At 63.1% G+C, this 17,844-nt stretch carries 17 protein-coding genes and 1 riboswitch; of the genes, 9 read left to right on the forward strand and 8 right to left on the reverse strand.

The window, feature by feature from the left end:
* Positions 1 to 22: 22 nt before the first annotated feature.
* Positions 23 to 790 carry a hydroxyacylglutathione hydrolase gene (gloB, locus tag BQ8482_RS16485; RefSeq protein ID WP_123148618.1) on the reverse strand — a complete coding sequence of 256 codons (768 nt, stop codon included), beginning with the start codon at positions 788 to 790 and terminating at the stop codon, positions 23 to 25.
* Between the two features lie 218 nt (positions 791 to 1,008).
* On the opposite strand from gloB, the gene BQ8482_RS16490 reads away from it, so the two are divergent.
* The 3 genes from BQ8482_RS16490 to BQ8482_RS16500 all read left to right on the forward strand — a co-directional run bounded on the left by BQ8482_RS16490 (position 1,009) and on the right by BQ8482_RS16500 (position 4,742).
* Positions 1,009 to 1,785: a class I SAM-dependent methyltransferase gene (locus tag BQ8482_RS16490; protein WP_123148652.1), complete on the forward strand. Its 777-nt coding sequence runs from the start codon at positions 1,009 to 1,011 to the stop codon at positions 1,783 to 1,785.
* A gap of 119 nt (positions 1,786 to 1,904) precedes the next feature.
* On the forward strand, positions 1,905 to 3,731 hold the full coding sequence (locus BQ8482_RS16495) for an ABC transporter ATP-binding protein/permease (RefSeq protein ID WP_123148619.1): 1,827 nt from the start codon (positions 1,905 to 1,907) through the stop codon (positions 3,729 to 3,731).
* A 210-nt stretch (positions 3,732 to 3,941) separates the two neighbouring features.
* On the forward strand, positions 3,942 to 4,742 hold the full coding sequence (locus tag BQ8482_RS16500) for a DUF1194 domain-containing protein (RefSeq protein WP_425294106.1): 801 nt from the start codon (positions 3,942 to 3,944) through the stop codon (positions 4,740 to 4,742).
* 79 nt (positions 4,743 to 4,821) lie between these two features.
* Here BQ8482_RS16500 and metW read toward each other — a convergent pair whose 3' ends face one another.
* Both metW and metX read right to left on the reverse strand, forming a co-directional pair.
* Complete coding sequence (gene metW / locus BQ8482_RS16505; RefSeq protein WP_023797197.1) at positions 4,822 to 5,436, reverse strand: methionine biosynthesis protein MetW; 615 nt, start codon at positions 5,434 to 5,436, stop codon at positions 4,822 to 4,824.
* 169 nt (positions 5,437 to 5,605) lie between these two features.
* Complete coding sequence (metX, locus tag BQ8482_RS16510) at positions 5,606 to 6,775, reverse strand: homoserine O-acetyltransferase MetX (RefSeq protein WP_095493438.1); 1,170 nt, start codon at positions 6,773 to 6,775, stop codon at positions 5,606 to 5,608.
* Positions 6,776 to 6,895: 120 nt separating this feature from the next.
* A riboswitch (SAM riboswitch) is annotated at positions 6,896 to 6,973 on the reverse strand.
* Between the two features lie 156 nt (positions 6,974 to 7,129).
* Here metX and hisC point away from each other — a divergent pair.
* Both hisC and BQ8482_RS16520 read left to right on the forward strand, forming a co-directional pair.
* Positions 7,130 to 8,239 carry a histidinol-phosphate transaminase gene (gene hisC, locus BQ8482_RS16515; protein WP_123148653.1) on the forward strand — a complete coding sequence of 370 codons (1,110 nt, stop codon included), beginning with the start codon at positions 7,130 to 7,132 and terminating at the stop codon, positions 8,237 to 8,239.
* A 6-nt stretch (positions 8,240 to 8,245) separates the two neighbouring features.
* Positions 8,246 to 9,181 carry a prephenate/arogenate dehydrogenase family protein gene (locus tag BQ8482_RS16520; protein ID WP_208867732.1) on the forward strand — a complete coding sequence of 312 codons (936 nt, stop codon included), beginning with the start codon at positions 8,246 to 8,248 and terminating at the stop codon, positions 9,179 to 9,181.
* Positions 9,182 to 9,281: 100 nt separating this feature from the next.
* Here the strand turns inward: BQ8482_RS16520 and BQ8482_RS16525 are convergent, their stop codons facing one another.
* A complete protein-coding gene (locus BQ8482_RS16525; protein WP_123148622.1) occupies positions 9,282 to 10,205 on the reverse strand; it encodes a sugar kinase in 924 nt (307 codons plus the stop codon).
* Positions 10,206 to 10,260: 55 nt separating this feature from the next.
* Positions 10,261 to 11,259, reverse strand: coding sequence for a DUF2125 domain-containing protein (locus tag BQ8482_RS16530; RefSeq protein WP_123148623.1), 999 nt, complete (start codon positions 11,257 to 11,259; stop codon positions 10,261 to 10,263).
* Positions 11,260 to 11,379: 120 nt separating this feature from the next.
* On the opposite strand from BQ8482_RS16530, the gene BQ8482_RS16535 reads away from it, so the two are divergent.
* Positions 11,380 to 11,925 carry a gamma-glutamylcyclotransferase gene (locus tag BQ8482_RS16535; protein WP_123148624.1) on the forward strand — a complete coding sequence of 182 codons (546 nt, stop codon included), beginning with the start codon at positions 11,380 to 11,382 and terminating at the stop codon, positions 11,923 to 11,925.
* An 85-nt stretch (positions 11,926 to 12,010) separates the two neighbouring features.
* Here the strand turns inward: BQ8482_RS16535 and BQ8482_RS16540 are convergent, their stop codons facing one another.
* Positions 12,011 to 12,991 (reverse strand): quinone oxidoreductase family protein, encoded by a 981-nt coding sequence (locus tag BQ8482_RS16540; protein WP_123148625.1) that lies wholly within the window; start codon positions 12,989 to 12,991, stop codon positions 12,011 to 12,013.
* A gap of 169 nt (positions 12,992 to 13,160) precedes the next feature.
* On the opposite strand from BQ8482_RS16540, the gene BQ8482_RS16545 reads away from it, so the two are divergent.
* The 3 genes from BQ8482_RS16545 to BQ8482_RS16555 all read left to right on the forward strand — a co-directional run bounded on the left by BQ8482_RS16545 (position 13,161) and on the right by BQ8482_RS16555 (position 16,005).
* Complete coding sequence (locus tag BQ8482_RS16545; RefSeq protein ID WP_123148626.1) at positions 13,161 to 14,129, forward strand: GlxA family transcriptional regulator; 969 nt, start codon at positions 13,161 to 13,163, stop codon at positions 14,127 to 14,129.
* A 164-nt stretch (positions 14,130 to 14,293) separates the two neighbouring features.
* A complete protein-coding gene (locus tag BQ8482_RS16550) occupies positions 14,294 to 15,241 on the forward strand; it encodes an aldo/keto reductase (protein WP_123148627.1) in 948 nt (315 codons plus the stop codon).
* Between the two features lie 146 nt (positions 15,242 to 15,387).
* Positions 15,388 to 16,005, forward strand: a complete 618-nt coding sequence (locus tag BQ8482_RS16555) for a LysE family translocator (RefSeq protein WP_123148628.1) — start codon at positions 15,388 to 15,390, stop codon at positions 16,003 to 16,005.
* A 26-nt stretch (positions 16,006 to 16,031) separates the two neighbouring features.
* Here BQ8482_RS16555 and BQ8482_RS16560 read toward each other — a convergent pair whose 3' ends face one another.
* Positions 16,032 to 16,826, reverse strand: a complete 795-nt coding sequence (locus BQ8482_RS16560) for a lysophospholipid acyltransferase family protein (protein ID WP_095493428.1) — start codon at positions 16,824 to 16,826, stop codon at positions 16,032 to 16,034.
* 79 nt (positions 16,827 to 16,905) lie between these two features.
* A complete protein-coding gene (locus tag BQ8482_RS16565) occupies positions 16,906 to 17,817 on the reverse strand; it encodes a LysR family transcriptional regulator (RefSeq protein ID WP_123148629.1) in 912 nt (303 codons plus the stop codon).
* Between the last annotated feature and the right edge of the window lie 27 nt (positions 17,818 to 17,844).

Consider the following 17,844-nt stretch of genomic DNA (forward strand, 5'->3'; position numbering starts at 1 on the left):
GAATTCCAGCACGTCATGGTGTTCAGAAATTGTCCTTGCGCTTGCGAATTTCGGCAAACACTTCGGCGTCGGAGGCTTTCTCCATGCCGAGATGCCTGCGGATTGCCGGATCGTGCCAGCGCAGGAACGGATTCGTCGACAGTTCCTCGCCGATCGTGGTTGGCAGCGTCGGCTTGCCGTCGGCGCGCAGCGCCTCGATTTTCGCAGCGCGCTCCTTCAACGCCGAATTGGTCGGGTCGACGGTCAGCGCGAAGCGGGCGTTGGAGAGCGTGTATTCATGGCCGCAATAAACGACCGTCTCGGCCGGAAGCGCCGCGAGCTTTTTCAACGAATCGTACATCACCGGCGGCTCGCATTCGAACAGCCGGCCGCAGCCGAGCGCGAACAGCGTGTCGGCGGTGAACGCCACTTTCGATGCCGGCAGATGATAGGAGACATGGCCCGCCGTGTGGCCGGGCGTGGCGATCACGTCGATCCTCTCGTCGCCGAGGTGGATGACCGAACCCTGCTCGACGGTTTCGTCGATGCCGGGAATTTTTGCCTTTTCCGCTTCCGGTCCGACAATGCGCAGCTTGAAGCGCTCCTTCAGCGCCAGATTGGCCTCGACATGGTCGACATGGTGATGGGTGGTCAGGATCATCGTCGGCGTCCAGCCGGTACGCTCGATCGCGGCCAGGATCGGCGCCTCCTCGGGCGCGTCGATGATCGCGGTCTGGCCGCTTTTCGGGTCATGCACCAGCACACCGAAATTGTCGCTGCGGCACATGAACTGTTCCATTTCAACCGGCATGGCGTCTCTCCACTAGTGCGCCGTGCGTCCAGTTGGACGCACAAAGGACGCTCTAACACTTTTTATCTGCTGCATCGTGCTTTCCGAAATCGAAACCGATTTCGGGCCGACGCAGTAGTCGCCGCAGACATAGGGCGCTTGCCCGCGGATGTCATCCGCCTTTGTAGAACTTGGCGCCTTTGTTGAACTTGGACAGCATCGAAGATACCGTCCCGCGCATGCATTCCGATATCATCGACCTTCGCTCCTTCTATTCGACCACGCTCGGGCGATTGGCCGAACGCTCGATCACCATGGCGTTGTCCTCGATATGGGCTGTCGTGCCCAATGAGCGGCTGGTTGGTCTCGGTTACACCTTGCCGTGGCTGGATCGGTTCGGCACCGACGCGGAGCGTGTCTTTGCCTTCATGCCGGCAACGCAAGGCGCGGTGGTCTGGCCGGCTACGGGGCCGACCGCCACCGCACTGGTCTTCGATGAGGAATTGCCGCTGGTCGATGCCTCCATCGACCGCATGCTGCTCGTCCATTCACTCGAACATGCCGAGAACCCGCGCGAGACGCTGAACGAAATCTGGCGGGTGCTGTCGCCCGCCGGCCGCGTCGTCATCGTCGTGCCCAACCGGCGCGGTGTCTGGGCCCGTTTCGAGCATACGCCGTTCGGCAGCGGCCGGCCGTTTTCGCGCGGCCAGCTCACCGAATTGCTGCGCGAAGCAAACTTCACGCCCGCGGCCTGGTCCGACGCCCTGTTCTTCCCGCCATCGCGGCGACGCTTCATGATGCAGTTCCACAATGTGCTGGAGCGCGCCGGTCGCAGGTTCTGGCCGATCTTTTCCGGCGTCATCGTCGTCGAGGCGCAGAAGCGGCTCTATCAGGGCGTGCCGGTCGTCCAGCGCGCCTCTCGCCGCGTCTTCGTGCCGGTTTTCTCGCCGCATGGCGCCACAAGGCTCGGCCGGATATCGCCGACCGGGAACGCAACATTGCCGGGCCGTCGATGACATGTTCGTGATCGGAATCGCGCTTTTTCTCACCTATCTGTCGAGGGCGGGTTAGGTACCCGATTGAGTCGACATGTTCATCGGTTTCAGCACCGCTTCCGAATTGAAGGACTTCACCAATGGCTGATCATCCGGATGTCGAAGGCAGCGCCAAGCCGGCTGCCGCATCGATCGAGGCCAGCAGCCTGAGCGACCAATTGGCGACCATCAAGCTGGCGCTGGGGACCTCGCCGATCCGCAAACACCTGTTCTGGGCCTGCGTCGGCATAGTCGCTGTCATTGTGGCAACCTCGATCGGGCAGGTTCTGCTCAATCGCTGGAACGAGCCCTTCTACGATGCGCTGGCTCGGCGCGACATGCAGGGCTTCCTGCACCAGCTTCTGGTCTTTGCCGCCATCGCCGGCGGGCTCGTGGTGCTCAATGTCGGCCAGACCTGGCTCGACCAGATGATCCGGCTGAAGCTGCGCGAGGCGTTGACCCTCGATCTGATCGGTGAATGGATGCGGCCGGCGCGTGCCTTCCGGCTCGCCAACGCCGGCGCCATCGGCGTCAACCCTGACCAGCGCCTGCAGCAGGATGCCGGGCATCTCTCCGATCTTTCCACCGGTCTCGGCATAGGGCTGTTGCAGTCATTCATTCTGCTTGTTTCGTTCGTCGGCGTCCTATGGTCGCTGTCTTCGGGCTTCGTCTTCCATATCGGCGGCTATTCGCTGGCCATTCCGGGCTACATGGTGTGGGCCGCGATCCTCTATGCCGGCACGGCCTCCTGGCTGAGCTGGCTGGTCGGACGGCCGCTCATCCGCTTCAACAGCGACCGCTATACGCGTGAAGCGGAGCTGCGCTCCTCGGTGGTCCGCGTCAACGAGAATGTCGATGCCATCGCGCTTGCGCACGGCGAGGCCGACGCGAGACGACGGCTCGAGCTCGACCTGGGCACGGTGCTCGGCGCGATGCGGCGCATCTACAGCGCCCAGATCAATCTTTCCTGGGTGACCGATACCTATGGCTGGATCACTGTCGTCGCACCGATCCTCGTCGCCTCGCCGGTCTATTTTGCCGGCGATATCAGCTTCGGCGGGCTGATGATGGCAGTCGGCGCCTTCAACCAGGTGCATGCCTCGTTACGTTGGTTCATCAACAATATCGGCGGTATCGCCGATTGGCGCGCCACGCTGATGCGCGTCGCCGATTTCCGCATCGCGCTCGTTGAAACGGATGTGCTGCACGATACCGAAGAACGCATCACGATCGGCGAAAACCCGAATGGCAGGTTGACATTCGAGAACCTCGAGATTGCGTCGCGGGATGGATGTACGAAGCTCGCCGAGCCCCATGTCGAAATCCGCGCCGGCGAGCGCGTCATGATCACCGGAGATCCGCGCGCCGGCAAGACGCTGTTCTTTCGCGCCATTGCCGGTCTGTGGCCGTGGGGAAGCGGGCGGATCGGCATGCCGGCCGGAGAGGTGCCCGCCTTCGTTCCCCGAAAACCCTATTTCCCGCTCGGCACGCTGCGCGAAGTGCTCGACCACGCCGATGCGGCGGTTAGCGACGCCGAGATCTCGGCGGTGCTTGCCGAGGTCGGTCTCGGGCGTCTGTCGTCCTCGCTCGACCGCTCGGCGCGCTGGGAGCGCGAATTGAGCGATGACGAGCAGCGCCTGCTTGCCTTTGCCCGGCTGGTCTTGCGGCAGCCGAAATGGGTGATCATCGACGAGGCCTTGGACACGTTCGACGGCGCGACGCTGAGGCGGGTGCTGTCGATGCTGGAGGCGCGTCTGGCCGACGCCGCAATCCTCAATATCGGCCGAGGCCAGCAGAACATTGAATTCTTTCCACGCTCATTGGCGATTGTGAAAGACATCGAGCGACCGGCTCTCAAGCCAGTCCGTGTCAGGGCCGGCGCGATCGAACCACCCCCGGCTGTCGCCGCAGCCTACCAAGAGACGTAGCCGGCTATACGCCGGCAAGCTTTATTTCGCCGTGATCGCAGCGAAAGATTGCCTGGTATCGTTCGAAAGCCTGCGGCGTTGGACCCATGCTTGACGCGCTTAAAGCGCGTCCCGGTGAAGAGATTCAAGAGATTCATGCGACACGCTTTAAGCCTCTGTTTCTATTCATGTCGTTACCCCAAAGCCGCTGCGCACTTTTGGGCGACATGCATTAGCCTGCTTGCCTGCCTTGCCTGCGCTCAGGCAGCACCACTGGCCGCGCCCGCCGATGCCATTGCAGTGGACGTCGAACTGGTGCTGGCGGTCGACATTTCGCACTCGATGGACGAAAAGGAATTCGCGCTGCAGCGCGCCGGCTATGTCGAGGCGCTGCGCCACCCCGACTTCATCAATGCGGTGCGTTCGGGCGTGACCGGCCGCATTGCGCTGGCCTATTTCGAATGGGCAGGCACCGTCCGCGACGATGCGGTCATTGCCTGGCAGGTCATCGACAATGCTGAGAGCGCTAACGCTTTCGCCGACAAGATCGAGGCGCGCCCGTTCAGGAGCTTTCGCGGCACCTCGATTTCCGGTGCGCTCGCCTTCGGCGCCAAGCTTTTGGATGGAGCCGCTTTCGACGCGACGCGCAGCGTCATCGACATTTCAGGCGATGGCCCCAACAATACCGGGATGCCCGTCACCACGACACGCGACGCCGCGGTGGCAAAGGACATCGTCGTCAACGGCCTGCCGATCCTGATCAGCCCGTCGCCCAGCTTTAGCCATCTCGACCGGTACTATGCCGAGTGCGTTACCGGCGGGCCAGGTTCCTTCGTGCTGCCGGTCTATGCCGCTTCCGAATTCGTGACCGCCATACGCCGCAAGCTGGTCCTGGAGGTCAGCGGTGTTGCCGGTCCCAGGGCCGCTCCCGCGACACTCCGGGTCGATGCGGCAACGCCGGTCGACTGTTTGCAAGGCGAGCGCGGCCGCCAGTTTTTCTCCGATCCGTATTTTCCGGAGCTTGATCGCTAGCTAGACTTGGTCGATGAATGGCGAACAGTCGCAGATGGTCTCCGGACTCTTGCCGGCCGCGCGCCATATGCGACGGCCGTTATCGCTTCAGCAGGAACACCGCTTGCTGGCCAAAGAAATTCCAGAACCACCAAGGCATCGACAGGCCGATTTTCTGGCCATTGGCGTCGAGCGCGGTTGCCTTTTCTACCGTTGCGCCGAGCTCTTCGCAGAGATTGACGAAGTCGCGGATGGTGCAGAAATGGATGTTGGGCGTGTCGTACCAGGAATAGGGCAGGTCCTTGGTCACCGGCATCCGCCCTTCGACGAACAGCGAAAGGCGCACCCGCCAGTGGCCGAAATTGGGGAAGGAGACGATGGCGTGCTTGCCGATCCTAAGCAACTCGTCGAGCACTAGCTTCGGGTTGCGGGTCGCCTGCAAGGTCTGCGACAGGACGACGAAATCAAATCCCTTGTCGGGATAGAATTTGAGGTCCTTGTCGGCGTCGCCCTGGATGACGGACAGGCCGCGCGCCACGCATTCGTTGACGCCGCGCTGCGACAGTTCCATCCCACGGCCGTCGACCTGCTTCGTCGCCTGCAGCAATTCGAGCAGCAGGCCATCACCGGAGCCGACGTCCAGCACCCGCGACTGGGGCGGGATGAGATCGGCGACAACTTCGAGGTCGACGCGCTGGGCGTGGTTGACACTCATGATCGTGGCTTTTGCTTGGCGCATGACCTTGATCCGAAAAGTCTGCAACTTTTCGGGGCCATGCGTTGCCTGGCACATGATCCCGGTCCGAAAAATCTGCAACTTTTCGGGGTCATGCGCTGATGCATGGCGAAAGATGCCGGTCCGGAAAGCCTGCAATCTTCAGGGATCATGCGCTGAGCCCCCTGGCGCGAGCCGCCGAGGCGATGAAGCCGTTGATGGCGGCAAACAGCTCCGGCTCGTCGAGCAGGAAGGCGTCGTGGCCGCGATCGGTCTCGATCTCGACGAAGGACACCGAGGCGCCGGCCGCGTTCAGCGCGTGAACGACCGAGCGGCTCTCCTCGGTCGGGAACAGCCAGTCGCTGGTGAAGGAGACCAGGCAGAAACGGGTTCTGGTGCCGGCAAAGGCGTCGGCCAGCCGGCCGCCATGATCGGCGGCGAGGTCGAAATAGTCCATCGCCCGGGTCATGTAGAGATAGGAGTTGGCGTCGAAGCGGTCGACGAAGGTCATGCCCTGATGGCGCAGATAGCTCTCAATCTGGAAGTCGGCGTCAAAACCGAAGGTGAGCGCTTCACGGTCCTGCAGGTTGCGGCCAAACTTCCGGTGCAGGGCCGCCTCCGACAGATAAGTGATGTGAGCGGCCATGCGCGCCACAGCCAGTCCCTTTTCCGGGCGCTTGCCCTGCTCGAAATATTTGCCGCCATGCCAGTCCGGATCGGCCATCACCGCTTGCCGGCCGACCTCATGGAAGGCGATGTTCTGCGAGGAATGGCGCGCGCCAGTGGCGATCGGCAGCGCCGAGAAAACGCGCTCCGGATAGCTCGACGCCCATTGCAGCACCTGCATGCCGCCCATCGAGCCGCCGAGCACCGAGAACAGTTTTTCGATGCCGAAATGATCGACCAGCATCAACTGCGCCCGCACCATGTCGCGTATGGTGATGATCGGCAGGTCGAGCCCGTAGGGCTTGCCGGTGGCTGGATTGGTCGAGGCGGGGCCGGTCGAGCCGAGGCAGCCGCCGATGACGTTTGAGCAGATGACGAAGAAGCGGCTGGTGTCGATGATCTTGCCGGGGCCAATCAGCACTTCCCACCAGCCCGGCTTGCCGGTCACTGGATTGGTGCTGGCGACATGCTGGTCGCCGGTCAGTGCATGGCAGACGAGGATGGCGTTGGAGCGGGCGTCGTTGAGGGTGCCGTAAGTCTTGTAGGCGATCTGGAACGGTGACAGCAGCGTGCCGGCATCGAGCTTGAGCGGCTTGTCGGCACCGAAACGCAACACCGGGCTCGACGGCTCGTCGGCCTCGTTGTTGGTTCTTTTAGTGCGCAGCGCGACCATCGCATCCTCTTACATTAACCCATCGCGCTTTCCGAAAGTCGATACCGATTTTCGAGTCGATGCGATTGTCCGGCCGGCTACGGACAACAAAAAAACCGACATCGCCTTCGCAAAGCCGGTTACAGGATGCAAACGGCCCTTTAGCGAGTTGTTTAACGTGGCTGCAAGCCGACCGGCCAAATCACCACGGGATTTCGCCTTTCTTCTAGGACCGGAGCGTCTCGGCGTCAACGGCCAGTCGTTCACCCATGCCAGTCGCTCACCCATGATCGCCGCCTCTCGACATTCCAGGCCACGGCTTGTATTTCCGCTGCGGCTTCCCGGGTGGAAGCGTTTTCGACGGATTTTTGCAATATGAACCAGGCATCGGATCGGGCACGTCCAACGCCCCGCGCGGGGATCATGGACATCGAAGCGTATGTGCCGGGCAAAAGCACGGCGCCGGCCGGCGTTGCCAAGGTCCACAAACTGTCGTCGAACGAGAACCCGCTTGGCCCCTCGCCGAAGGCGATAGAAGCCGCGCGCGACGTCGCGGCCAAACTCGACATATATCCCGACGGCACCGCCAGGCGCCTACGGGAGGCGATCGCCGAGGTGCATGGCCTCAACCCGGCGAACATCGTCTGTTCCAATGGTTCCGACGAGATTCTCGGCCTGCTTGCGCAGACCTATCTCGCGCCCGGCGCTGAAGCTGTGATCACCGAACACGCCTTCATGGTCTACAAGATCTACATCCAGTCGGCAGGTGCTGTCCCGGTGTCGGTCAAGGAAACCAATGAGCGCGCCGACGTCGATGCGATCCTCGCTGCGGTGACGCCGCGTACCAGGATCATCTTCCTCGCCAATCCCAACAACCCGACCGGCACCTATTTGCCGTTCCAGGAGGTGCGCCGCCTGCATGCCAGCCTGCCTCGAAACGTGCTTCTGGTGCTGGATGCAGCCTATGCCGAATATGTCCGCCGCAACGATTATGAAGCCGGCGTCGAGCTGGTGGCTGGCGCGGAAAACGTGGTTATGACCCGCACCTTCTCCAAGCTCGGCCTCGGCGGTGCGCGGATCGGCTGGATGTACGCGCCGATGCATATCATCGACGCGATCAACCGCGTGCGAGGTCCCTTCAACGTCAACGCGACGGCGATCGAGGCCGGCATTGCCGCGATCCGCGACCGCGCCCATGTCGAGCGCAGCGTGGCTCATAACGACACTTGGCTGCGATGGGTGAGCGAGGAGTTGACCAAGCTCGGACTGCGGGTGACGCCGAGCGTCGGCAATTTCGTCCTCATCCACTTTCCCGAGGACAAAAAACATTCGGCGGCAGCTGCGGACGATTACCTCTCCGCGCGCGGCTATATATTGCGGCGCGTTTCCGGCTACGGCTTCCCCAATGCACTGCGCATGAGCATCGGCACCGAAGAGGCCAATCGTGGCGTTGTCGCCGCCCTCGCGACATTTCTGAAAAGCTAGAAGACCATGACATCACCGATGTTCGAAAAGATCGCGCTGGTCGGCATCGGCCTGATCGGCTCGTCGCTGGCCCGCGTAATCCATCGCGAATGCCTTGCCGGTCACGTCGCCATCTCGACGCGCAGCGAAACGACCCTGGCGCGGGCGCGGGAACTCGGCCTCGGCTCCTCCTACGCGATGGACGCGAAAGAGGCGGTCGGCGATGCCGACCTGGTGATCGTTTCGGTGCCGGTCGGCTCTTCGGGCGAGGTCGCCGAGGAAATCGCACCGGCGCTGAAGCAGGGCGCCATCCTCACCGATGTCGGCTCGACCAAGGCGTCGGTCATCGCGCAGATGCAGCCGCATGTGCCTGCTGGCGTGCATTTCATTCCCGGCCACCCGCTGGCCGGCACTGAAAAATCGGGCCCGGACGCCGGCTTTGCCGAACTGTTCGAAAACCGCTGGTGCATCTTCACGCCGTTGCCCGGCACCGATCCGGCCGCCTTGAAAAAGCTCTCGGAATTCTGGCGCCGTTGCGGCTCCAACATCGACACGATGGATCCCCAGCATCACGACATGACGCTGGCCATCGTCTCGCACCTGCCGCACATCATCGCCTATAACATCGTCGGCACCGCCGACGATCTGGAGTCGGTGACCAAGTCCGAGGTGATCAAATATTCGGCCTCCGGCTTTCGCGACTTCACTCGCCTTGCCGCGTCCGACCCGACGATGTGGCGGGACGTCTGCCTGCACAACAAGGACGCCATCCTCGAAATGCTGGCGCGGTTCTCGGAAGATCTGGCCTCGCTGCAGCGGGCGATCCGCTGGGGCGACGGCGAAAAACTTTTCGACCTGTTCACCCGCACCCGCGCCGTCCGCCGCTCGATCATCGAGGCCGGTCAGGACATCGACGTACCGGACTTTGGCCGGCAGGCAGTCGAGCACCCGGCCAAGGGATAGAGCATCGGACCCAAAAGTGGGTACTGGTTTTAGGAAAATCCGATGCTCAAACAAAAAGATAGAGCAGCGGTACGATTCGATTTGAAAGCCCGCCGCTGTCTCAGGCCGGCCAGTGAGCCGCCATCATCGCCAGTGTCTCGGCCCTGTCCGGCGCGCCCAGCCTGCCGCCGAAGCGCAGGCATTTGAGCGCGGCGGCGGCGCTGGCAAAGCGCAATGTCCGTTCGATCGGCATCGCCTCCGCCAACCCGACGGCAAAGGCGCCGTGAAACACGTCGCCGGCGGCAAGCGTATCCACTGCGTTGATCCTTGGCGCTGCGACATGGCGCACGGACCCAGCCGAGCGGTCGAACCACCAGCTTCCCGCCGCGCCGCCGGTCACCGCGACAAACGCATCGGTGCGTCTGCCCAGCGCTTCACAGGCCTTTTGCGGACCTCGTTCCTCGCCGCCGAGGATGAACGCCGCCGGCTCCGACGCGACGATGTGCGAGGCCAGCGGAAACAGCCGTTCCAGCACGTCTCGTGGCGCGGTGTCGGCGTCCAGTATGGCCGGACGGCCGATTTCGCGCGCCGCCGCCATGGCCAGAGCTGCTGCGCCCGGCCAGCGCACATCGACCAGGACGGCGTCGAATGCGGTGAGATCTTGGATGGGGAGCGCCCCGGGGTCGGCCTGGGCGAGTTGGTCATAGAATGGAACGATGATGCGCTCGCCATGCGTGTCGACCAAGATGGCCGACAGTGCCGACCGCGCGCCGCCGACGCGCCGGACAAAGCTGCAATCGACGCCTTCGGCCTCGATCCCGGCGACCAGCTGATCGCCGACGAGGTCGTCTCCCGCGCTCGCCCATAGCGATACGTCCGCGCCGAGGCGGCGTGCGGCGCAGGCCGCGCTCGAAGCCATGCCCGAGGCGATCTGGACGCCGTCGGACGCGATGAACTTGCCCTGACGTGCCGGAAGCGTGTCGACGCGAAGGATGGTATCGAGCGTCAGCGCGCCAACACTCAGGAGCTTCACCGGGCTGTTCATCTATCTTCCTGTTTCATCATGATTTTTCTCCGAACTGGAGGTTCGCAATCATGGTCTAATCGACCGGCTTGATCCTGCCCAGCGGGATAAAACCCAGCGAGGCCTTGCCCTTGACGACCTTGAGGGGCATCGACGGTTCGTTGCCAAGCAGCGCCAGTCCGGCAAAGCCGGTTTTGATCTGGCTCTTCTGCTCGGGAATGGCCTTGCCGAGGATTGCCGCCACCGCCTTCGGATCGCTGAGCTTGATCATCAGGTCGGCGTCGATCAGCCCGTCGGCATCGACCGACATCGGTCCGGAAACGGTGACGCGCGCGGTCCCCGACGACAGATCGAGCTTGCCGATATCCATCGCCTGGCCGCGCAGGCTCTCTGTTTGTGTCTTGATCAGCGCCACGCCGTTCTTCAGCGTCACGTCGCCACTGCCGTCGAGCGGCGGCAGCACGCGGCCATCGATGGCATCCGGTTCGATTTCGAGATTGGTGAAACTCCCGGAATAGTCGATGTCCTGGCCGTTCGGACGCAGTTGTCCGGCCGCTGTCCCGGCGCTGAACAACTCGACCGGGTCTGTGCCATCCGCCGGATCGGTCTGGGCTGACAGGCCCTCGGCCTCCAGTGAAACGCGTCGGGGCAGGGGCCAGGATAGTTTGACGTTCGCTCGCAGATCATCCCAGTCGATCCACAGCGGCGCCATCCCCGGCACGGAGGTCCTGAGCGGCCCCCGCAGGTCGGCGCCGGGCGACAGGATCTGGGTGATGTGTGTGACGGCGTTGAGGCTGCCGAGGGAGGCGGCGACGTTCCTGTTATCGTCCTGATAAGCCAGGCTGTCGCAGGAAACCGCGAAGCTCAGCGGATAGCCGCTGACCGTGAGGTTGGCGCAGTCCGCCTCGATGCCGTTGCCGTTGAGCTCGGCCACCGCTTTGTCGGCTTCGCTCTTGACCTTGTCCGCCAGGTAGAACCAGCCGGCGCTGTAGAGGCCGAACAGCACAAGGATGAAAGCGCCAAGCCAGAAGAGGCGGCGGCGAAAATTCGGCGGACGCTCGTCACTTGACGTCATGCTGCGGCTCTCGCTAGCGCGTGTTGCAGAGGGGACTGTCGTTTCCGGCAACATCAGGTAGACGGAGACGGATTGAAAAAACACCGATTCCAGTGCGGTGCTGCAACCAGGCTTGGCGATATGGGCGATTTTTGGGTTTTTGGCTACGGGTCGCTGATCTGGCGGCCGGGATTTGCGCATGTCGAGACGCGGCGCGCCCGCCTCCACGGCTACCGCCGCTCGCTGTGCGTCTACTCCTTCGTGCATCGTGGCACGCGCGAACGGCCCGGGCTGGTGCTCGGCCTTGACCGTGGCGGCTCCTGCATCGGGTTGGCTTTCCGCGTCCCCGGCGATCTGCGCAACGAGGTCATCACCTATCTGCGCGAGCGCGAGTTGGTCACCAATGTCTATCGCGAGCGCATGCTTAGCATCCGCCTCGACAATGACGCTGCGAACGGCGAGACGGATGGGGGCGAGACGGTCTCGGCGGTCGCCTATGTCGTCGATCGTGCCCACGAGCAATATGCCGGCGCGCTCGATGCTGCCGATGCGGCGACCGTCGTTCGCGGTGCCGCCGGCCAATCGGGAAAGAACGAGGACTACGTGCTCAGCACGCTGGAGCACCTCGAGGCGCTGGGCATCCGCGACCACTGGCTGGAAGAGGTAGCGAAACGGATCGGGTCGTGATCTTCTTTCGTTGTTTGATCATGATCCCGAAAACCGGTTCCCACTTTTTGCGTCGCTGACCTTCGGTTCGGGATCATGGTCCGGGTTACATCCCGAAAATCTGCTTTCCGAGATCGGCGCGATCCAGGCTGTTTGTCACGGCGAGCTCGTACTCCGCCAGCGGATGGATGCCGCCAAAAGGGACATGGAAATCGGGTTGGCCGAAGATGTCGACAATCTCGCGCAACACTGGCCGGTCGGCTTCGACAGGCGGCGAAAAGAAGTAGCGGTATATATTTGCCCTGATCTCGAGGCCGCTCAGCAGCACGTCGAAATTGTGCAGTTCGAAACGCTCGGTGCTCATGCCGCCATTGATAACCATCTGCCCGCCCATCGCCAGGGTGCGGATCAACTCGCCACTGACGGGTCCGCCGACATTATCGATGATCCCGTTCAGCCCGGCGCCGTCGGTCATGTCCATGATCGCTTCCCTGATGCCGACCTTCAAGCCCGACAGATCGAGGATGGCGGTAGCACCAAGCCCCTTCAGGTCCAGCCTGTCGCGAGATCGTCGCACGAGCGCAATCACGTTGATGCCGCGCCGTTGGGCGAACTGCATCACCATCGTCGAAACCGATGAATAGCCGGCCGTGACGGCCAGCCACTGTCCAGGCTGCACACGGGTATCCGCCAGCAGGTCCCAGGCGGTGATGGGGTTCACCATCTGCCCGGCGCGTTCGAGCGGATAGCCGGCGGGCAGCGGGATCAGCCAAGCGGCCGGAACGGCCGCATATTCAGCCCAGCTGTTGTAGTAGCTGAATGCGACAAGCGTGCCCGGTTTCAAGGCGACGTTCGCGCCCACGGCCTCGACAATGCCGGCGCCATGGTTTCCGGCGATCTGGCGGGGGAAATGCGGCTTCTTCGGTTCGGGATAGAGGTTCTGGATGAACAGAAAGTCGCCAGGGTTGATCGAGGCGGAGACCATCCTGAGCAGCACCTCACCGTCGCCGATTCGCGGCATGGGCACGTCGCCGAGATAGAGCACGTCCTGCGGCGAGCCGATTGCGTCGAATACAACGGCTTTCATGGTGGTCTCCAATAAAGGGCGATCTGGCCATGCAATCTGGACGCGGCCAGATCGCAGGCACCGGCGTTTGCATCGGCGTCGCGGAACCTAAGGCCGCTGGCAAAAATCGGAATTGGCAGATTTGACAATCTATGTGCTAAACTTGCCATAGCTGTTCAAAGGAGCCATCTTGGACAATCGTCCCGTCCACGCCGTGATCTGGCTGCCGTCGACCTTCTATTCGGCCGTCGCCGCGACGCTTGTCGAAATGTTCGAGCTGGTAAACACCATTCGCGGCGCGCCGGCGATTTCCTTCGAATTCGTGGCACGGCAGGCCGACGCCACGACGACGCCTGGAATCGTCTTTCACACCAGACGCGAACCCTCGCAGCGCATGGACCTGCTGATCCTGCTGGCCATGCCCGGCATGCAAATCCCGAAGCTTGTTGCCGCGCTGGAGGAAGAGAGCCGCCACGCCGCGCCGCTTATCGCAAGCGCGCAACGCGACGGCGCCATCATCGCCGCGCATTGCGGGGCCGGTTACTTCCTGGCAGACGCCGGTCTTCTCGACCGAAAGCGCGCGACGATCTCCTGGTGGCTGACGACCGATGCCCAGCGTCGCTTTCCGAAGGTGCGTTGGGACGCTTCACGTGTGCTGATCGGGGACGGACGGATCTATACTTGCGGCGGCGGTTTTTCAGGTCTGGAGCTCGGCAAGGCGCTTCTGCGGGATCTTGGCTTCGCCAGGGAGGAGCGCCTGGTTCGCAAGTTGCTGGTGTTGCCGCCGCCGCGGCAGATCCAGACACCCTACGAGTTCCCGCTCACCGATCTGCTGCCTTCGCAAGAGCCGTTCCGCGACCGGCTCGAAACCTTGTCCAGAAAACAGCTCGGAGCGCTCGACCTTGCCTTCCTTGGTGCGCAACTCGGTCTGTCGCCGCGAACGCTTGCGCGCCGGTTTTCCGATGAATTGCACACCACTCCCGGCCGATGGATCCAGGACCGGCGCCTTGAGGCCGCGAAAACACTTCTTGAAAGCACCAAACTCGGTATTTCGGAAATATGTTACCAGGTCGGATACCGGGACACGGCCTCATTCAGCCGACTTTTCAACCGCGTGGTCGGACTGCCGCCTGGTGAATACCGGCGCCAGAGCCAGTAGACATCGGCTGGAACGTCGAACGCGGCGGATCGCGCCCCCGGATCGCGCCCTTGTGAAGCAGTGGTCCGTCGGAAAGAACGGCCAGGCCTTTGACCTCGGCGCGGTGAGACCTAGGTAAGCGGGGGCTTTTCGCCCGCTCCTTCCCATCCTCACGGAGATCAGTCTTGCAGAAACGTCGTCTCGGTCAAACCGACCTGTCCATCGCGCCGCTGGTTCTGGGCGGCAACGTCTTCGGCTGGACCGCCGACGAGAAAACCTCCTTCGACCTGCTCGACCGCTTCGTCGGCGCCGGCCTCAACGCCATCGACACCGCCGATTCCTACTCGCGCTGGGTTCCCGGCAACAAGGGCGGCGAATCCGAAACGATCATCGGCAGATGGATGAAGAGCCGCGGCAATCGCGACAAGGTCGTGGTGATCACCAAGGTCGGGTCGGATATGGGGCAGGGCAGGAAAGATCTCTCCGCCGCCTATATCGAAAAGGCCATCGATGCGTCGCTGCAGCGGCTGCAGACCGATGTCGTCGATCTCTATCTGTCGCACTGGCCGGACCCGACCACCCCCTACGAGGAAACGCTCGGCGCCTACCAAAAACTGCTCGCCAAGGGCAAGATCCGCCATGTCGGCGCTTCCAATCTCGACGCCGGCCAGTTGCGCGCCGCGCTCGACGTGGCAAGCCTGCGGGGCCTGCCGCGCTATGCGGTGCTGCAGCCGGAATACAATCTCTATGATCGCGCCTCCTTCGATGGGCCGCTGCGCGATCTGTGCATGGCCGAGGATATCGGCGTCATCAGCTATTTCAGCCTCGCCAAAGGGTTTTTGAGCGGCAAATACCGCAGCGAAGCCGATCTCGGCAAAAGCGCGCGTGGCGACGGCGTGAAGGGCTATCTCAACGGGCGCGGCATGCGCATCCTGGCAGCACTCGACGCGGTGTCGACGCGTCACGCGGCCAAGCAGGCGGAAGTGGCGCTCGCCTGGGTGATCGCGCGGCCCGGCGTAACGGCGCCGATCGCCAGCGCCACGACGCTGGACCAGGTCGATAGCCTCGCCGGCGCCGCATCATTGAAGCTCAGTCCGGACGATATCGCAGAGCTCGATAGCGCGAGCGCATAGACGCCAGCGCGAAGCGGCGGCTTGCTCAACCAGCAGCCAAGGGCCGTGCGCGGCCTGCGCCGGAAGGCCCCTGCACGATCGTTCAAGACGCCCTTGTCTGCCCTGCCATACCATTGCCCGCATCGCGCCTGGATACTGGTATACAGATGGCCGAACTGGTCTTTTCCCATCCGGAACTATGGCAGCAATTGCTCGCGCTTGTGCTGGCATCGGCGGTCGTGATGGGCAGTCCGGGGCCGGCGACGATAAGCGTCACCGCCGTTGGCGCCGCCTTCGGCCTGCGCGATTCGCTCCGCTACGCCTCGGGCATCATTCTTGGTACGGTCGCCGTGCTTTTGGTCGTGGCGACGGGCATTACGGCCATGCTCGCCTCTGTGCCGAAGCTCACACCGCTCCTGGCGGTGGCATCCGCAGCCTACATCCTCTACCTCGCCTTCAAGATAGCAACGGCTCCGCCTCTGGCAGCGCGTACCGGCGGGGCGGCACGTCCCACATTCCTCGGCGGGTTTCTTCTGGCCGTCGCCAACCCGAAAGCCTATGTGGCGATTGCCGCCGTATTTGCCGGCACGTCGTCCGCCGGTGAGCTCGATGCAGGGCTCAAGCTGGCGGTCCTCGCTTCGATGATCGTCGCCATCCATGTCCTGTGGCTTCTCGCCGGGGCAGCGTTTGCGCGCTTCCTGCGCAAACCGCTGGCCTCGCGGATCATCAATCTGACGTTCGCGGCGACACTGGTTTTGACAACGGCGCTGGCTGTGATTCCCTAGGGGATACTGCCGACCAGGCAGATGGTTCAGGCCGGGGTATCGGAGCCAAGTTCCCTCAGCCGCTTTACCGCCGTCGGCGGCATTGGCGGCGGGTTTGGCGCCTGGGACGCCTCGATGAGCAGCTGGTCGCAGGCGGCTTCCGTCTCGCCGATCAGCCGTTCCATGAATTCCTCCTTGCCCAACCCCGCCGGGATCGGCGGCAGGAAGCGCGCCTTGATCGTGCCGGGATAGCGCAGGAATTTCCGGCGCGGCCAGTAGAGACCGGCGACATGGGCGACCGGCACCACGGGAATGCCAAGCTGGGTATAGAGCTCGACGATGCCGTATTTATAGGCCGGCTCGTCGCCCGGCGCCCGGCGCGTGCCCTCGGGATAGATGATCAGCTGGCGGGGATTGCGCGCCAGCTCCTGCCTGGTCGCGGCGACCACCGCTTTCAGCGCCTTCGAGCGGCTGCCGCGGTCGACTGGGATCATCCGCATTTTCAGGATGTACCAGCCGAAGAACGGGATCCAGGTCAGTTCCCGCTTCAGGATGTAGATCGGATCTTGCAGGAACGGGAAGAAGGCGATCGCGTCCCAGAAGGATTGGTGCTTCGGCGCCAGGATGAATGAACCCTCGGGCAGGTTTTCCTGGCCGGTGATCTCGCTTTTGGTGCCGGCGATCTTGTCATAGAGCCACATGCTGGTGCGCGACCAGAATTTCGGCACAAACCAGGCGCGGTGGCGAGGCGACAGAAAATAGTACGGGGTCCAGAGGATCATCTGGACGATCAGATTGACGTAAAAGACGAGGTTGAACGCCAACGAGCGAATAAGGAGCATGGGGGAAGTGCCCGGTGAGGAGGTGTGCGTTGGTTACACCAAGCGCAGGCAAAAAGGAAACGGTGCGATGGCCCGTTCGTCAGGCCTGCCACGTCGCTTGCACCAGCCGCTTCTTCAGGCGTGGGGCGGCGAAATCGAGGAACGCACGCAGTTTCACCGGCAGTAGACCCTGGCCGGCATGCACGAGACTGACCGACCATGGCTGCGGCTCGAATGCCTCCAGCACGGTGCGGAGCGTGCCGGACCGCACCGCAGCAGTGATCTGGTAGGAAAGCACCCTCGTCATCCCGGCGCCGGCAATCGCGGCATCGATCGCCGCTTCCGCGGTGTTGACCCGAAGCCGTGAGCGGATCGGAACAGTGAGGTCGCTCTTGCCGGTGGAAAAAGTCCATGCGGCAGGAGCGGTGAGCCCTTCGAAGGTGACGCAGCTGTGTGCCGCGAGGTCTTTCGGCGTCTTTGGCATGCCGTGCTCGGCCAAATAGGCCGGGCTCGCGCAAACAACGCGCCGGATCGAGCCGATGCGGGTGGCCACCAGGCTCGAGTCGGGAAGCTCGCCGATGCGGACGGCGAGATCGATGTGCTCCTCGGTCAACTGGGTTATCCGGTCGGCGAGCATCAGGCGGATAGCCACGTCGGGGTAGGCGGCAAGGAAGCCGGTGACGACCGGTAGCACATGCAGCCGGCCAAAGACGATCGGCGCGGTGATGATCAGATCGCCCGTCGGGGCGCTGTATTCGCCGGCGGCGGCACGCTCGGCCTCGCCGACCTCGTCGAGAATACGATGGCAGGCAGCGAGGTAGGCGTGACCCGCGTCGGTCAGCGTCAGCTGCCGCGTCGAGCGGTTCAGGAGACGCGTCTTCAGATGCCGCTCCAGGTCGGAGACCTTGCGGCTGACCGTTGCAAGCGGGATGCTAAAGCGGCGTCCGGCGGCCGAAAGGCTGCCGGCCTCCACCGCGGCGACGAAAAGCGACATGGCCTCGAGGCGATCCATACTTCTCCCGGAAAATGGAAGGATTGG

This window comes from Mesorhizobium delmotii (genome assembly GCF_900149755.1).
In the GTDB taxonomy this organism is placed as follows: domain Bacteria; phylum Pseudomonadota; class Alphaproteobacteria; order Rhizobiales; family Rhizobiaceae; genus Mesorhizobium; species Mesorhizobium delmotii.

What these genes read in the sequence shown, in the direction of transcription:
- gloB (WP_123148618.1), bottom strand. Translation starts at nt 790, where the DNA reads ATGCCGGTTGAAATGGAACAGTTCATGTGCCGCAGCGACAATTTCGGT.
- BQ8482_RS16490 (WP_123148652.1), top strand. Translation starts at nt 1,009, where the DNA reads ATGCATTCCGATATCATCGACCTTCGCTCCTTCTATTCGACCACGCTC.
- BQ8482_RS16495 (WP_123148619.1), top strand. Translation starts at nt 1,905, where the DNA reads ATGGCTGATCATCCGGATGTCGAAGGCAGCGCCAAGCCGGCTGCCGCA.
- metW (WP_023797197.1), bottom strand. Translation starts at nt 5,436, where the DNA reads ATGAGTGTCAACCACGCCCAGCGCGTCGACCTCGAAGTTGTCGCCGAT.
- metX (WP_095493438.1), bottom strand. Translation starts at nt 6,775, where the DNA reads ATGGTCGCGCTGCGCACTAAAAGAACCAACAACGAGGCCGACGAGCCG.
- hisC (WP_123148653.1), top strand. Translation starts at nt 7,130, where the DNA reads ATGAACCAGGCATCGGATCGGGCACGTCCAACGCCCCGCGCGGGGATC.
- BQ8482_RS16520 (WP_208867732.1), top strand. Translation starts at nt 8,246, where the DNA reads ATGACATCACCGATGTTCGAAAAGATCGCGCTGGTCGGCATCGGCCTG.
- BQ8482_RS16525 (WP_123148622.1), bottom strand. Translation starts at nt 10,205, where the DNA reads ATGAACAGCCCGGTGAAGCTCCTGAGTGTTGGCGCGCTGACGCTCGAT.
- BQ8482_RS16530 (WP_123148623.1), bottom strand. Translation starts at nt 11,259, where the DNA reads ATGACGTCAAGTGACGAGCGTCCGCCGAATTTTCGCCGCCGCCTCTTC.
- BQ8482_RS16535 (WP_123148624.1), top strand. Translation starts at nt 11,380, where the DNA reads ATGGGCGATTTTTGGGTTTTTGGCTACGGGTCGCTGATCTGGCGGCCG.
- BQ8482_RS16540 (WP_123148625.1), bottom strand. Translation starts at nt 12,991, where the DNA reads ATGAAAGCCGTTGTATTCGACGCAATCGGCTCGCCGCAGGACGTGCTC.
- BQ8482_RS16555 (WP_123148628.1), top strand. Translation starts at nt 15,388, where the DNA reads ATGGCCGAACTGGTCTTTTCCCATCCGGAACTATGGCAGCAATTGCTC.
- BQ8482_RS16560 (WP_095493428.1), bottom strand. Translation starts at nt 16,826, where the DNA reads ATGCTCCTTATTCGCTCGTTGGCGTTCAACCTCGTCTTTTACGTCAAT.
- BQ8482_RS16565 (WP_123148629.1), bottom strand. Translation starts at nt 17,817, where the DNA reads ATGGATCGCCTCGAGGCCATGTCGCTTTTCGTCGCCGCGGTGGAGGCC.